Raw genomic sequence first — 12,853 nt, forward strand, 5'->3', positions numbered from 1 at the left:
CCCACAAAAGGCTCTACTGACTGGCACCACGCGTTAACCCTCATTTTTCAGCTTTCGAGAGCACTCCCATGTTTGTACGCATTTCATCCCTCGCCCTGGCCGCCTTGCTGGTCAGCGGCTGCGCCAACAACTCTCCGGTCCTGGGCAGCAAGAACATCAGCTACGGCGACACCAAGGCCGTGGAAACCGTGACCAACGAATTCGGTTCCACCGATCTGCAAATGATCGCCGAGTCCATGACCCGCTCCCTGGCCCAGTCCGGCATTCTGCAGGGCCGCCCGGTGGTTCAGGTCTATGACGTGAAGAACAAGACCAGCGAGTACATCGACACCCGCGAGATCACCACCAGCATCAAGACCCAATTGATGAAGACCGGTGCGGCACGTTTCGCCAGCGACAACAACGCCATGGACAGCCAGGTTGACCAGCTCAAGCTGCAAAACCAGAGCGGCCTGTACAAGAAAAGCACCGTGGCCAAGACCGGCAACATGATCGCGGCCAAATACCGCCTCGAAGGCTCCATCAGCTCGATCGTCAAGCGCAGCAGCGACTACAAGGACGTCTTCTACAAATTCAGCCTGCAATTGATCGACGTCGAAAGCGGTCTGGCCGAGTGGATGGACGAGAAAGAAATCCGCAAGACCACGGAGCGCTAAGCCATGCGCACATGGATCGGCATCATGGCCCTGGCCTGCGCGTTCGGCGCCCAGGCGGCCCCGAAAGTCGCGGTCACGGACCTGGCGTACCAGCAACGGGTGGAGGAATACATCCACACCGTTTCGGCCCAGAGCAACTTCCAGGCGAACCCTTACAGCGCCAGCGCTTCGTCGAGCTACGACGAGATGGAAGCCACCACCAGCTATATCGAGCAGGGCGAACTGCGCAAGTTCACCGGCGACATCAAGGGCGAAATCCTGCGCAGCGGGATGTTCCAGCTCGTGCAAGGCACGCCCCACACCGCTTCGTCCACGGGCGACGTCTATGACGTGATCAAGCGAATCAAGGCTGGGCACTTCAAGGGCGCCGATTACGTGCTGTTCGGCACCGTATCGGACATCGACTTCACCCGCGACATCAATGAACTGGCCAATACCAACAGCTACTCGGCCGTGCTCGCCTTGACCCTGGTGGCGGATTTCAGCCTGATCAACACCAAGACCTACGAAATCACCTCGGCCTTCACCGCCATGGGTGAAGGCCAGGACACCAAGCTGCTGAACCACCGGGACGTACGCATCAACCTCAACCGCCCGCGGGTCGTGCGCGAAGTGTCCAAGGCCCTGGGTGAGGACGTAGCGCGGCAACTGAGCGAACAACTTGGTGGGCCTGACTACGAACAGACCGGCGAGCCTGTGCCGCGCAACAACCTGCCACGGGATACTGCGCCGGTCATTTTGCGCTAAGCGGTTCAGCGATTATTTTGTGGCGAGGAGATTTATCCCCGCCACATTGCAACCGGCGGGTTAGACCGAGGCTTTGCGAATTGTCGCCAGCAACCCCGCCGCACCAATGAACAGCCCGGCAAAGGTGCGGTTCATTCGACGCTGCTGTTTCGGAGTGCGCAGCAGGCGCAGGACTTTGGATGCCAGCCCGGTGTACCCGGCCATGACGATGAGGTCGACGCAAACCATCGTCACACCCAGGATCAGGTATTGCTTGATCAGCGGGGCATGCGGGTCGATGAATTGAGGCAACACCGCAAGCATGAACACCAATGCCTTGGGGTTGCTGATGTTGACCAGAAAACCGCGAAACACCAGCGCCAAAGGCTTGCCGATAGGCCGCACGGCCGCGTCATCACTGAGATCGCCCGGGATGGCTCGCCACTGCTTGACGCCCAGATAAACCAGATAGGCCACACCAAACCACTTGATCGCATAAAACGCGGTCGCCGATGCGGTGAGGACCGCGCCGACACCGGCGGCGACAATCACGATTTGCAACGCCAGCCCCAATTGCAGGCCCAGGGCATTCCAGTAGCCGCGCCAGAAACCGTATTGCAGACCGCTGGACATCGATGCGATGGCACCGGCGCCCGGCGAAAGACTGATCACCCAGCAAGCGGCGAAAAACGCCAGCCATGTTTCCAGCACCATTGCACACCTCGGCTCAGATTCGTTGAAACCACTAAGCTAATGCGCCGCCGGACGGTTGACCACAGATATTTAACAATCGAGACCCGCTTACTCGACGAACCCGCCGACCGGAAACGCCTCGTTGCCGCGCCAGCGTCGAACTGAACGTTGGAAGAACAGGCTGTTGGGCACTTGCACCATGGAACTGCCCGTACCGAGTTCCTCGGGTTCGATCAAGGTGGTGTAAAGCAGGTTGATGGCCACCACCCGCCCCTTGATGCCGGGCTTGTCGGTGGACTCCACCAGCTCAACTACATCGCCCAGACGAAACGGCCCGACGGTGTAGATCAAAATGGCGCACAACAGATTGGACAGTACGCTCCAGATGGCGAAGAACGCCACCGCCGCCACCGCGACGAACCCCGACAGCGCGGTCCACAGCACCGTGGCCGAGACGCCCAGGCGTTCAAGCACCACCAGCACCGCGCTGCCCATGATCAGCCAGCGCAGCACACCCCGCAGGATGATCACCAACTGGGACGGTAACGGGTAGCGCTCGGCAAGGCCCGTGAGGGCCCGCGCCACGCAACGCTGTGCGATGTAGCCGGCCAGCAGGATCAGCAGTATTTGCACACCGAGCCAGATCGGCTCGACCCACATGACGGGTATCGGCAAAGCCAAGGCTTCCATCAGGACAGTGCCTCCAGCTCCGCTTGCAGGTTTTCCAGCAGTTCCAGGGCTTGCATCCACGCCTCCTCAAGCTCCGCTTCCCGAACCTTCAGACTGGCCTGTTCGGCCAGCAGATCGCGCAACTCATCCTTGCGCGCCGCTTCGTAGAGACCGCTGTCGCCGAGGCTGGTTTCGATCTTTTGCAGTTTTTCATGCAGCTTGCCCAGTTCGACTTCGAGCTTGTCGGCCTCACGCTTGTGAGGCGCCAACTGCTGACGCAATGCGGCGGCGGCCTGGCGCTGGGCTTTCTTGTCGGTCTTGTCCGGGTTAACCGGCGTGGTACTGACCGGTGCGTTGCGCTGACGGTAATCCACCAGCCAACGGGCATAGTCTTCCAGATCACCGTCGAACTCTTCGACCTTGCCGTCGGCCACCAGGAAAAAATTATCCGTGGTGCTCTTGAGCAAATGCCGGTCGTGAGACACCACCAGCACCGCGCCGCTGAATTCCTGCAAGGCCATGGTGAGGGCCAGGCGCATTTCCAGATCGAGGTGGTTGGTCGGTTCGTCGAGCAGCAACAGGTTCGGCCGGCCCCAGGCGATCAATGCCAGCGCCAGGCGAGCCTTTTCACCACCGGAAAAATTCAGTACCGGCTCATCGATGCGCGCACCACGAAAGTCGAAACCACCGAGGAAATCACGCAGGGTCTGCTCGCGTTCGTTCGGTGCCAGACGCTGCAAATGCAGCAGCGGGCTGGCCTTGGCGTCGAGAGAATCGAGCTGATGTTGGGCGAAGTAACCGACCACGGTGTTCTCGCCCCGGGTCAGACGCCCGGCCAGGGGCTCGAGCTCGCCGGAGAGATTCTTGATCAGGGTCGACTTACCAGCACCGTTCGGGCCCAGCAGGCCGATCCGCGCACCAGGGGTCAGCTGCAGCTTGACCTTCTCCAGCACGGTCTTGTCGCCATAACCCAGACGCGCATCCGACAGGTCGATCAGCGGGCTGGAAATCTTGGTCGATTCGCGGAAAACAAAATCAAACGGTGAATCGACGTGGGCCGCGGACAGTTCTTCCATCCGCTCCAGTGCCTTGATCCGGCTCTGGGCCTGACGGGCCTTGGTGGCCTGGGCCTTGAACCGGGCGATGTAGCTTTCCATGTGCGCACGCTGCGCCTGCTGCTTCTCGTAGGCCTGCTGTTGCTGGGCCAGGCGTTCGGCACGGGCCCGCTCGAATGCGCTGTAGCCGCCACGGTACAAGGTGAGCTTGCGCTGGTCGACATGGGCGACATGATCCACCACCGCGTCGAGGAAATCGCGGTCATGGGAAATCAGCAGCAATGTGCCGGGATAGCTCTTGAGCCAGTCTTCGAGCCAGATGATGGCGTCGAGGTCCAAGTGGTTGGTGGGCTCATCGAGCAGCAGCAGGTCCGAAGGGCACATCAGGGCCTGGGCCAGGTTCAAGCGCATCCGCCAGCCACCGGAGAAATCCCCAACCTGACGGTCCATCTGCTCATTGGTAAACCCAAGGCCTGCCAGCAGCTTGCGTGCGCGGGCATCGGCGGTGTAGCCGTCGGCGCTGTCGAGCTCCGCGTGCAGACGGGCCTGTGCGGCGCCATCGTGTGCCGCCTCGGCCGCCGCCAGGTCGCGCTGGACCTGACGAAGGCGCAGGTCGCCGTCAAGCACGTAGTCCACCGCCAGGCGCTCAAGGGTGTCGACCTCTTGGCGCATGTGGGCGATACGCCAATCGGCGGGCAGCAGGCAATCGCCCGAGTCCGGGTGCAGTTCACCTCGAAGCAAGGCGAACAGGCTCGATTTGCCGGCGCCGTTGGCACCGATGAGGCCAGCTTTGTGGCCGGCGTGCAGGGTCAGCTCGGCGTCTTCTAGCAGACGTTGCGGGCCACGCTGTAAAGTCAGGTTCTGAAGTCGAATCATAATGGCGGCGGAGTCTACCAGCTTCGCTCGCAACTGGCGCGAGTAGCACGATGTCCTCTGATCTATGGAGCTTTTCCCTCGACCTCTACGCCAAGCCTGGTGTGGAACAAACCTGCCTGGCGCTGCAGGGCGCCGGCGCCAATGTCTGCCTGCTGCTTTGCGGGCTGTGGCTGGAACAGCGCGGGGTAGCCTGCACTGAACAAAGACTGCAACAGCTTCAGCAATGGGTCGGCCCTTGGGACACGGACGTCGTTCAGCCCTTGCGCACGCTCCGTAGCCAATGGAAAGCCCGCGCCCTTCAAGACACGGCACTCGATAGCCTGCGCGAGCAGGTCAAGCGACTGGAACTGGAAGCCGAGCGACGATTGCTGGAGCGACTGGAGACTGCGACCAAGGAATGGCCTGGGGAACAACCCAAAGATTCAGCGCAATGGCTGCAAGGACTCGTGGCGGGCGCCGACCAAGGGAACCGCGACGCGCTGCATCAGCTGCGCGTCGCGGCGTCCGGCACTTAGGAAGCGCGGGTTGGGGTGTTGCTGCTCGGCGCCGGGGCGGCGCTCGGGTTCAGCGCCGGGGTCGCAGTGCTGGCGGTTGGCGCAGGGGTCGCTGCAGGCGCCGGAGTCGATGTCGATGTCGATGTCGATGTCGATGTCGCAGGCTTGGCCGCCGGAGCAGTCGAAGGTTTTGCGGCAGCAGGCTTTTTCACGGCGGGTTTCGCAGCGGGCTTGGCCACAGGTTTGGCGGCGGCAGGCTTGGCGGCAGGTTTGGCAGCAGCCGGTTTGGCAACCGGTTTAGCCGCAGCTTTGGCAGGCGCTTTGACAGCGGCTGGCTTGGCAGCAGGTTTAGCTGCAACTTTGGCGGGAGCTTTGGCAGCGGCTGGCTTGGCAGCAGGTTTAGCTGCAACTTTGGTGGGAGCTTTGGCAGCGGCTGGCTTGGCAGCAGGTTTGGCGGCGGGCTTGGCAGCAGCCGTTTTTGTAGCAGCTGGCTTGGCAGCCGGTTTAGCCGCGGCGGTTTTTGTCGCTGCGGGTTTGGCGGCGGCTGTTTTAGCGGTCGGTTTAGCGGCTGGCTTGGCAGCCACTTTGGCCGCCGGCTTGGCTACAGCTTTGACTGCAGTTTTTTTCGCAGCCGGTTTTGCAGCGCTGGCAGCAACCGGTTTTTTCGCAGCCGGTTTGGCGGCTGGTTTGCTCGCTGCTTTGGCCGGCGCTTTTGCGGCCGGTTTGGCAGCTACCTTGGTCGGTGTTTTTGTCGCGACAGGTTTAGCGGCCGGTTTTCTGGCCGATACAGCGGCAGCGGCAGGCTTGGCAGCACGAAGGCTCAGCGCCTTGCCCACGGCTTCTTGCACACGACCGACGCCTTGGGCCAGTTTCAGGCTTTCCTGGGCATCACGCTTGAGTTGCAGAATATAGGCGCGGGTTTCGGACTGACGATCCTTCAAGGCATCGAGCAGATCTTCGAGTTCTTTCACAGCGTCTTTGGCCTTGGCTTGTGCCTTGGCCTTGCCGGCGGTGGCCGCGTCTTGCAGTTTGGTGCGCGACTTGTGCAGTTTTTCCTGCGCTTTGCCGCGTTGTTTTTCCAGTTTGGCGAGCAGTTTTTCAGCATCAGCCAGGGCTTGGGAGCAGGCGTTTTCCAGATGCTCGAGCAGACTGCCCGAAAGTTGTTGGAGCAAGTGCAACGGAGTGTTTACTGGCTTCTTGGTGGCCGACATGGTTTACCTCCTGACTGACGTGAGTGCGGCTCATACTAGACCTCTGCTGCAACCGCCGCTAGGGCATGTTGACAGTACACAAGACGTTGCGTTGCAAGGGACGAAAAATCTTCTACCCCACTGCCGGGGCAAACCACCTTTGCGGATATCGGCACTGGCATAATCCCCTCCATTCGAGGCCGGAGAACACTACATGTCGCGTCACTTGTTTTTATTCCTTTGCATGGTTTGCTCCATGGCTCAGGCCGCAGAAAAAACCAGCGCAAACGACGCTCATGACCTGGCGTACAGCCTGGGGGCAAGCCTGGGTGAACGTCTGCGCCAGGATGTACCCGACCTGCAGATCCAGGCGTTGGTCGAGGCTCTGCAACAGGCTTATCTGGGCAAACCATTGGCCCTCAAGGATGAGCGCATCGAACAGATACTGGCCGACCATCAGGCACGGCTGACGTCGTCACCGGCGACACCGCAGATCGAAGCGGCACTGAAAACCGAGCAGAAATTTCTTGATGAGGAAAAAGCCCGGCCCGGTGCTCAGCAACTGGCAGATGGCATTCTGCTGACCGAACTCAAGCCCGGCAATGGCGCCAAGGCCGGCCCTCACGGCAAGGTCCAGGTGTTGTATGTCGGTCGATTGCCAGACGGCACCGTGTTTGATTCCAACGGACAAGCGCAGTGGTTCAGTCTCGACAGCGTGATTGACGGTTGGCGCAGTGCATTGCCGCAAATGCCGGTAGGCGCAAAATGGCGACTGGTAATTCCTTCCACCCTGGCCTACGGCGCCGAAGGAGCCGGGGATGTCATCCCCCCGTTCACGCCGCTGGTGTTTGAAATCGAGTTGCTGGGCGCGACGACCTGAAGCTGACTCCAAAAAAAAACGGTGCGCAATGCGCACCGTTCTTTTGACTCTGCAAAAATCCTCAAGCCTGGGCCGGCGCTTCTTCCTTGTGGGAGTTGTGCAGCACTTCGATCAGGCAGTCTTCCAGTTCGAAACGCTCGTGCAGCAAGCCACCCAGTTCCTTGAATTTTTCCGCTACGCATTTGCCTTCATCACACAGGTCATTGAAGGCCAGCAGTTTCTCGGTGATGACGTCGATACGCGGGTAGATTTGCTCGGCGAGCTCCAGGCCACGTTTGTCGTTGAAGGCCTTGGCCTCGCTCGTCAGTTGCTCGTATATCTCGAAATGACCGGCAGACACGTAGTCGACCAGCACACCGCAGAACTCCTGCAACGGCTTGCGGCTTTCACTCAGCGCTTCAGGCCTGTCGCCGAGAGCATCATAGGCCCGAACCAGTTCGTGACGCTCCTGCAACCAGCGGTCGATCAGCAGATGCACCCCACCCCAGCGTTCCTGAGCATTCTGACAACTTTCGAGCATGGTGATTTCTTCCCTTGTGAGTCATGCCACTCGCAGCCTGCGCACCGCCTGAAATGATCAGGGACAAGCCAGACACAACATGATCGAGCGGCATAAATCCGATAACACGTGCGGGCCAGATTATGCCCGCACGACAACCGCTTCAAGGTACGCAGGAGATAAAGTTCATACAAGTGTTTAATCCATGACCCGGACCAGTTGCGACGTTGTGCCGCTGAGCGGTCGTACCAGAGCGTTCCAGACAAGGCGCAGCAGCAGATAGGACATCACAAAAGACACGGCGAGAAAAAACAACAGGCTCCATTCGGGAAGACTCAGATCGAACAGGGTCCAGGTGATGCTCGCGCAGTCGATCGCACCCTCGAGTACACGATGTACAGCGCCCCACCACGAACTCACTGCCTTGAGGTGATCGATACAATCGGGCAACTGCTCCAGCGAGTCGCCTTGCACCAGAACCTGACGCCATGCCAGCGTCAACCCGCTCGACGCGAAAACCAGTCCCATCGCCCCGTAGAAGATACTGCCCTTCTGAGCGGGACCATGCAGGCATGCGGCGAGACAGTTCATCAAAAACAGCATCAGGCACAACCGTTGCAAAACACACAGGCTGCAAGGCGTCAGACCTACCGCATATTCAAGGTAACTGGCGATACCAAAAACCAGAGCGGCGGCGATGAAAGCCATGAAAAACAAGAAGCGTGAGCAAGCCAAAGACATGGCAGTTCCGTAACAGAAGAGACAGGCTGTTACGGTAGAGGAAAGGCCGCCGGCCTTTCAAGGCGGGGCCGTGCAGACACTTCACCAGGGGTGTAGGGAATTCCCGACAAGCAAGAGAAGATTAAGCGCAGCTTGCTGTAGGACTTTACCGAAGGCATTGCTAACGCCTTTAGGGGCGTCAATAAACACGTGGCGAGGGAGCTTGCTCCCTCGCCACAATGATTCATACAACCCTCAAGAACGACTCACTCTCTCTCAAGTGGCCAAAACCTGAGCCGGGACCGGCAGTGGCGCGGCCAGCAAGCGCTCATCCAGTAACCCCAAGCCTTCCTGGAAGAGCTGGTTGCTGCGCTCGGCATCCCCCAGTTGCGCCAGCAGTCGCGCCAGTTCGGCGCAGGCCTCGGGATTGCGCTGCAGGCGCAAACTGCTTTCCAGATAATCCCGTGCCTTGCCCCACAAACTGTTTTGCAGGCACAGGCGGCCCAGTGTCAGCAGCAGGCCAGGGTCGCTCGGGTGGTCCTTGAGCCAGCCTTCTGCCGCTTGCAGTTGGCGGCCCGGATCATTGCCGCGGACCAACCCGTACAGGCGCGCCAGGTGACTGTCATAGTGACGCTTGAGTGCCGCCCGCAGCACCTCTTCGGCCTCGGCCTGCGCCCCGAGTTGCCGCAGTTGCTCGGCATAGGCCAGCACCAGCGCCGATTCCTGGCGTTGTGCGGACGACAGTTGTTGCCAGGCACGGTTAAGCGATTGCAACCCGACACTGCCGTCTTCGTCACGGTGGGCCGCCAGGGTGAGGTTTTCGCCCCAGGCCCGACGCTCCAGTTCAGCCAGCTCAGCCGGCGGCAGGACTTTGTCCTTGCGCAGCTCCGGCAACAACCGGACCACCGCAGACCAATCCCCGCGCTGCTGATGCAGACGTTGCAACTGACGCAAGGTCTGGGCGTTATGTGGGTGGCGATCGTGCATGGCTTGCAGCGTGTTCAATGCACCGTCGGTGTCGCCGCGGTCCATCTGCAATTGTGCGTGCGTCAGGGCAATCGCCAGCTCAGCCTGGGGCTGACGTTCAAGGGCACGTTCCAACAGGCTGTCGCACTGCTCGTAAAGACCTTGCTCATTGGCCGCACGGGCGGCGCCAAGGTAATACAGCAACGGTTGGCGCTCGGCTTCAGCGGCGCGATGCAGGTGGCGCTGGGCACTGGCCCAGCGACCTTCGGCCAGGTCCAATTGTCCGTGCTCGATGGCCACCTGCACCCGTCGGCTGCGGTTACGTCGCGACCATGGATTGACCACGCCAGTGGAAGTGGTCACCAGCCCGATCAAGGCGCTCGCGCCCCGCCACACCAGCCAGAGCACCGCCACCAGCGCCAGGGTGACCCAAAGGCCGGCCTCGTATCGGAAGTTCTTGTATGCCACCAGCACGTAACCCGAATGTTCGGCGATCGCCACGCCCAGCAAGGCAGCGACAGCGATGACCACGAACATAATCACGTAGAGGCGTTTCATGGCGTGGCCTCCTGCTCATCAGGTTTGGCCAGCGGCTTGACCGACTCTTCGGCGTTCAGGTTGCGGCGCTCCAGATAGGCCTGAACGCTGCTCAGGGTTCCTGTCAGATCCGGGGTCGCAACCGTCACCGGCTGCCTGGCCAGCTCGACCACGCGCTCGAGCATGATTTTGCTTTGCGGGTTGTCCTGGTTGAAGTTGTTCTTGAGCACGTCACGCGCTTGAGCCAGCGCTTGGGTGTACACCGGGGCCTGGCCGTTGAGAGCGGCCCATTGCGCCTGCTCCAGGGCCAGGCTCAAGGCCAGGCGCACCTGCACCAGACTCTGCCCGGCCAAGAGCGGACGGACATTCTCATCCGCGTTGAAATCGATACGGATATAGCGCGATATCTGGTCCCACCACTGCGCCCAGCGGCTGGCGCCATCGCCATCGGCGGTCAAGCCCAGCAACGACTCACCACGATCCTTGTATTCGGGGGCCAGTTCCGTGAGTTGCAGGACCTGGTCACGCAAGGCCCCCAACTGCAAGAACAGCCCGGTACGATCTGGCTGCTCGGTACTGCGCAACGCAGCAAGGGTCTTGGCCAGTTGCTCGCGAGCGGCGAATGAGCCGGGGTCATTTTGCTCGCGCAGAATTTCGTCAGCACCCTGGACCAGCGCCTGGGCACTGCTGATGTCCTGCAGGGCGGAAAGACGCAGACTGGCCAGGCGCAGCAGATGTTCGGCTTCGGCCAGGCGCCAGTCCTTGCGGCTGGCACCGAGCACGGTTTCCAGGCGCTGGTTCAGTCGTTGTTGATCACCCTGCAACTGGGCGACCTGACGCCGACGCTCTTCCAGCTCTTGCGCCGCAGGCAATTGAGCCAGACGCTCACTCAGGCGTTGCTCATTGAGCTTGAGGGTCTGGGCCTGATCATTGAGCGCCTGAACCTGAGTGACCTGCTGCTGGTTATTGGCTTGCAGATGACGCACCTGCCACACGCCCCAACCACCAACGGCCACGCCGGCGGCTCCCAACAACAACGCGACAATGGCCAGCCCGTTGCCGCGACGCGGCGCCTTCGGAGCAGGGGTTTCAACCGGCGTATCGACCGCGGGTTGGTCTTGATCTTTTGGCAAGGCTGTTTCGCTCACGTATCCATCCTTTGCATTAGAAAACGGCACGGACTGATCCCGTAACGCCGCCAGCAAAGCCGCAGCACTGGCGCCACGGCAATCCACAACTGTCAGGGCCCCGGCGGCACGGGCCATCTCGGCAACCCTTGGGCTTGGAACGAACAACGGTAACCGCGCCAGCGCGGGCCACTCATCGCCAGCCAACCGCTGCAGATGCTCGAAGCTCTGCCCACTGCTGACCACCAGCGCGTTCAAGCGTTCCGCTTTGACCCTTGCCGCCAACTCACCTTCTCGGTAATGCGGCAGGCTGCGCCGGTACAGTTCCAGATAATCGACACTAGCACCTTGCTCGCGCAAGCGCTCCGCCAGCAAGCCGCGCCCGCCCTCGCCACGCACAATCAAAACCTTGGGATTGGGTCGGGTGATAGCCTGGCGTAACACCAGATGCTCCAGCAAGGCTTCGCTGTCATCGCCGTGGTCGGGATAAAACACAGTGAGGCCGGCATCGATAAGGATCTGCCCGGTCGCCGCCCCCACGCTGAACCATGGCTGGTCTGGCGGCTGGGGCCAATATTGGCGCAGCAGCTCCACACACAAACGTGCGGCGGGCTTGCTCACCACAATCACGGCACAGTACTGGTCCAGCCGTTGAAAAGTCTCCCCCATGGCGTCGGACATGGGGACCGGCTCGATATCCAGCAACGGCAGGCTGCTGCTGTAGATCCCGGCCTCGGCCAGGACAGCCGCCAGGGCCGACGACTCGTCGACCGGCCGGGTCAGCAGCAGCCGCCAGCCCGTCACGCGTGGCCCGCCTCGCCGTAGACCTTCTTGAGAATGTCGTCGGCACCCTGGCTGAGCAGGTCTTCGGCTACCCGGACACCCAGCGCTTCGGCATCGCGGCGCGGCGCACGGGCCTCGGCACTGAGCAGTCGGCCACCGTTCGGATCACCCACCAGACCGCGCAACCAGACCTGCTCGCCTTCGAGTACGGCGTAACAGGCGATCGGCACCTGGCAACCGCCATTGAGGTGTTTGTTGAGGGCGCGCTCGGCGAAGACCCGGGTGGCGGTGTCGTCGTGATGCAGCGGTGCCAACAGGGCATGGATCTCGCTGTCGGCGCTGCGACATTCGATACCCACCGCCCCCTGCCCACCGGCCGGCAGGCTGTCATCGACGCTGATGGCCGACGTGATGCGATCTTCAAAACCGAGGCGGATCAGGCCGGCGGCGGCAAGGATAATTGCGTCGTACTCACCGGCATCGAGTTTGGCCAGGCGGGTATTGACGTTGCCCCGCAGAAAGCGGATTTGCAGGTCTGGGCGGCGGGTCAGCAACTGCGCCTGGCGACGCAGGCTGGAGGTGCCGACCACACTCCCGGCGGGCAGGGCGTCGAGGCTTGCAAACGTGTTGGAAACGAACGCATCGCGTGGATCTTCTCGCTCGCAGATGCAAAACAGGCCCAGGCCTTCCGGAAAGTCCATGGGCACATCTTTCATCGAGTGCACGGCGATATCGGCTTCGTTGTCCAGCAGCGCGGTTTCCAGCTCCTTGACGAACAGGCCCTTGCCGCCGATTTTCGACAGCGGCGAGTCCAGCAGCTTGTCGCCGCGACTGACCATGGGCACCAGCGTCACGATCAGGCCGGGATGGGCCTCTTCCAAACGGGCTTTGACGTATTCGGCCTGCCAGAGGGCCAAGGCACTTTTACGGGTGGCGATGCGGATCTCGCGAGGGGACATGGATCAATCCGTACTTAAAAGAT

13 protein-coding genes and 1 pseudogene are annotated in these 12,853 nt (G+C 61.2%); 4 read left to right on the forward strand and 10 right to left on the reverse strand.

What is annotated here, in order from left to right:
• The first annotated feature begins 68 nt into the window (after positions 1-68).
• Positions 69-656 carry a penicillin-binding protein activator LpoB gene (gene lpoB / locus MKS85_RS15240; RefSeq protein ID WP_047226111.1) on the forward strand — a complete coding sequence of 196 codons (588 nt, stop codon included), beginning with the start codon at positions 69-71 and terminating at the stop codon, positions 654-656.
• Between the two features lie 3 nt (positions 657-659).
• On the forward strand, positions 660-1,403 hold the full coding sequence (locus tag MKS85_RS15245; RefSeq protein WP_188251433.1) for a penicillin-binding protein activator LpoB: 744 nt from the start codon (positions 660-662) through the stop codon (positions 1,401-1,403).
• Between the two features lie 60 nt (positions 1,404-1,463).
• On the opposite strand, the gene rhtB is transcribed toward MKS85_RS15245, so the two are convergent.
• From rhtB to MKS85_RS15260, 3 genes are all read right to left on the reverse strand, one after another.
• Complete coding sequence (gene rhtB, locus MKS85_RS15250) at positions 1,464-2,096, reverse strand: homoserine/homoserine lactone efflux protein (protein WP_047226113.1); 633 nt, start codon at positions 2,094-2,096, stop codon at positions 1,464-1,466.
• A gap of 87 nt (positions 2,097-2,183) precedes the next feature.
• The gene (locus MKS85_RS15255; protein WP_047226114.1) at positions 2,184-2,765 is read right to left on the reverse strand and encodes a mechanosensitive ion channel family protein; all 582 of its coding nucleotides are present in this window, start codon (positions 2,763-2,765) and stop codon (positions 2,184-2,186) included.
• On the reverse strand, positions 2,765-4,675 hold the full coding sequence (locus MKS85_RS15260) for an ATP-binding cassette domain-containing protein (protein ID WP_188251434.1): 1,911 nt from the start codon (positions 4,673-4,675) through the stop codon (positions 2,765-2,767). The genes MKS85_RS15255 and MKS85_RS15260 overlap by 1 nt, the downstream gene beginning before the upstream one ends.
• A 50-nt stretch (positions 4,676-4,725) precedes the next feature.
• Here MKS85_RS15260 and MKS85_RS15265 point away from each other — a divergent pair, with 50 nt between their 5' ends.
• On the forward strand, positions 4,726-5,190 hold the full coding sequence (locus tag MKS85_RS15265) for a TIGR02444 family protein (protein WP_107321372.1): 465 nt from the start codon (positions 4,726-4,728) through the stop codon (positions 5,188-5,190).
• Here the strand turns inward: MKS85_RS15265 and MKS85_RS15270 are convergent.
• Complete coding sequence (locus MKS85_RS15270) at positions 5,187-6,380, reverse strand: AlgP family protein (RefSeq protein ID WP_310663012.1); 1,194 nt, start codon at positions 6,378-6,380, stop codon at positions 5,187-5,189. The genes MKS85_RS15265 and MKS85_RS15270 overlap by 4 nt on opposite strands.
• 193 nt (positions 6,381-6,573) lie before the next feature.
• Here MKS85_RS15270 and MKS85_RS15275 point away from each other — a divergent pair, with 193 nt between their 5' ends.
• A complete protein-coding gene (locus MKS85_RS15275) occupies positions 6,574-7,239 on the forward strand; it encodes an FKBP-type peptidyl-prolyl cis-trans isomerase (RefSeq protein WP_139048899.1) in 666 nt (221 codons plus the stop codon).
• Positions 7,240-7,300: 61 nt separating this feature from the next.
• Here the strand turns inward: MKS85_RS15275 and MKS85_RS15280 are convergent, their stop codons facing one another.
• From MKS85_RS15280 to hemC, 6 genes and pseudogenes are all read right to left on the reverse strand, one after another.
• Positions 7,301-7,759, reverse strand: a complete 459-nt coding sequence (locus MKS85_RS15280) for an Rsd/AlgQ family anti-sigma factor (RefSeq protein ID WP_047226119.1) — start codon at positions 7,757-7,759, stop codon at positions 7,301-7,303.
• Positions 7,760-7,936: 177 nt separating this feature from the next.
• Positions 7,937-8,479 (reverse strand): disulfide bond formation protein B, encoded by a 543-nt coding sequence (locus tag MKS85_RS15285; protein WP_188251436.1) that lies wholly within the window; start codon positions 8,477-8,479, stop codon positions 7,937-7,939.
• A gap of 255 nt (positions 8,480-8,734) precedes the next feature.
• Positions 8,735-9,982 carry a heme biosynthesis protein HemY gene (locus MKS85_RS15290; protein ID WP_188251437.1) on the reverse strand — a complete coding sequence of 416 codons (1,248 nt, stop codon included), beginning with the start codon at positions 9,980-9,982 and terminating at the stop codon, positions 8,735-8,737.
• Positions 9,979-11,109: a uroporphyrinogen-III C-methyltransferase gene (locus tag MKS85_RS15295; RefSeq protein WP_310663014.1), complete on the reverse strand. Its 1,131-nt coding sequence runs from the start codon at positions 11,107-11,109 to the stop codon at positions 9,979-9,981. The genes MKS85_RS15290 and MKS85_RS15295 overlap by 4 nt, the downstream gene beginning before the upstream one ends.
• Before the next feature lie 36 nt (positions 11,110-11,145).
• Positions 11,146-11,892: pseudogene (locus MKS85_RS15300) on the reverse strand (uroporphyrinogen-III synthase); the annotation flags it as partial.
• Complete coding sequence (gene hemC / locus MKS85_RS15305) at positions 11,889-12,830, reverse strand: hydroxymethylbilane synthase (protein ID WP_047226122.1); 942 nt, start codon at positions 12,828-12,830, stop codon at positions 11,889-11,891. The pseudogene MKS85_RS15300 and the gene hemC, both read right to left, overlap by 4 nt.
• Between the last annotated feature and the right edge of the window lie 23 nt (positions 12,831-12,853).

The organism is Pseudomonas sp. JL2, assembly GCF_031570495.1.
GTDB classification, from domain to species: domain Bacteria; phylum Pseudomonadota; class Gammaproteobacteria; order Pseudomonadales; family Pseudomonadaceae; genus Aquipseudomonas; species Aquipseudomonas rhizophila.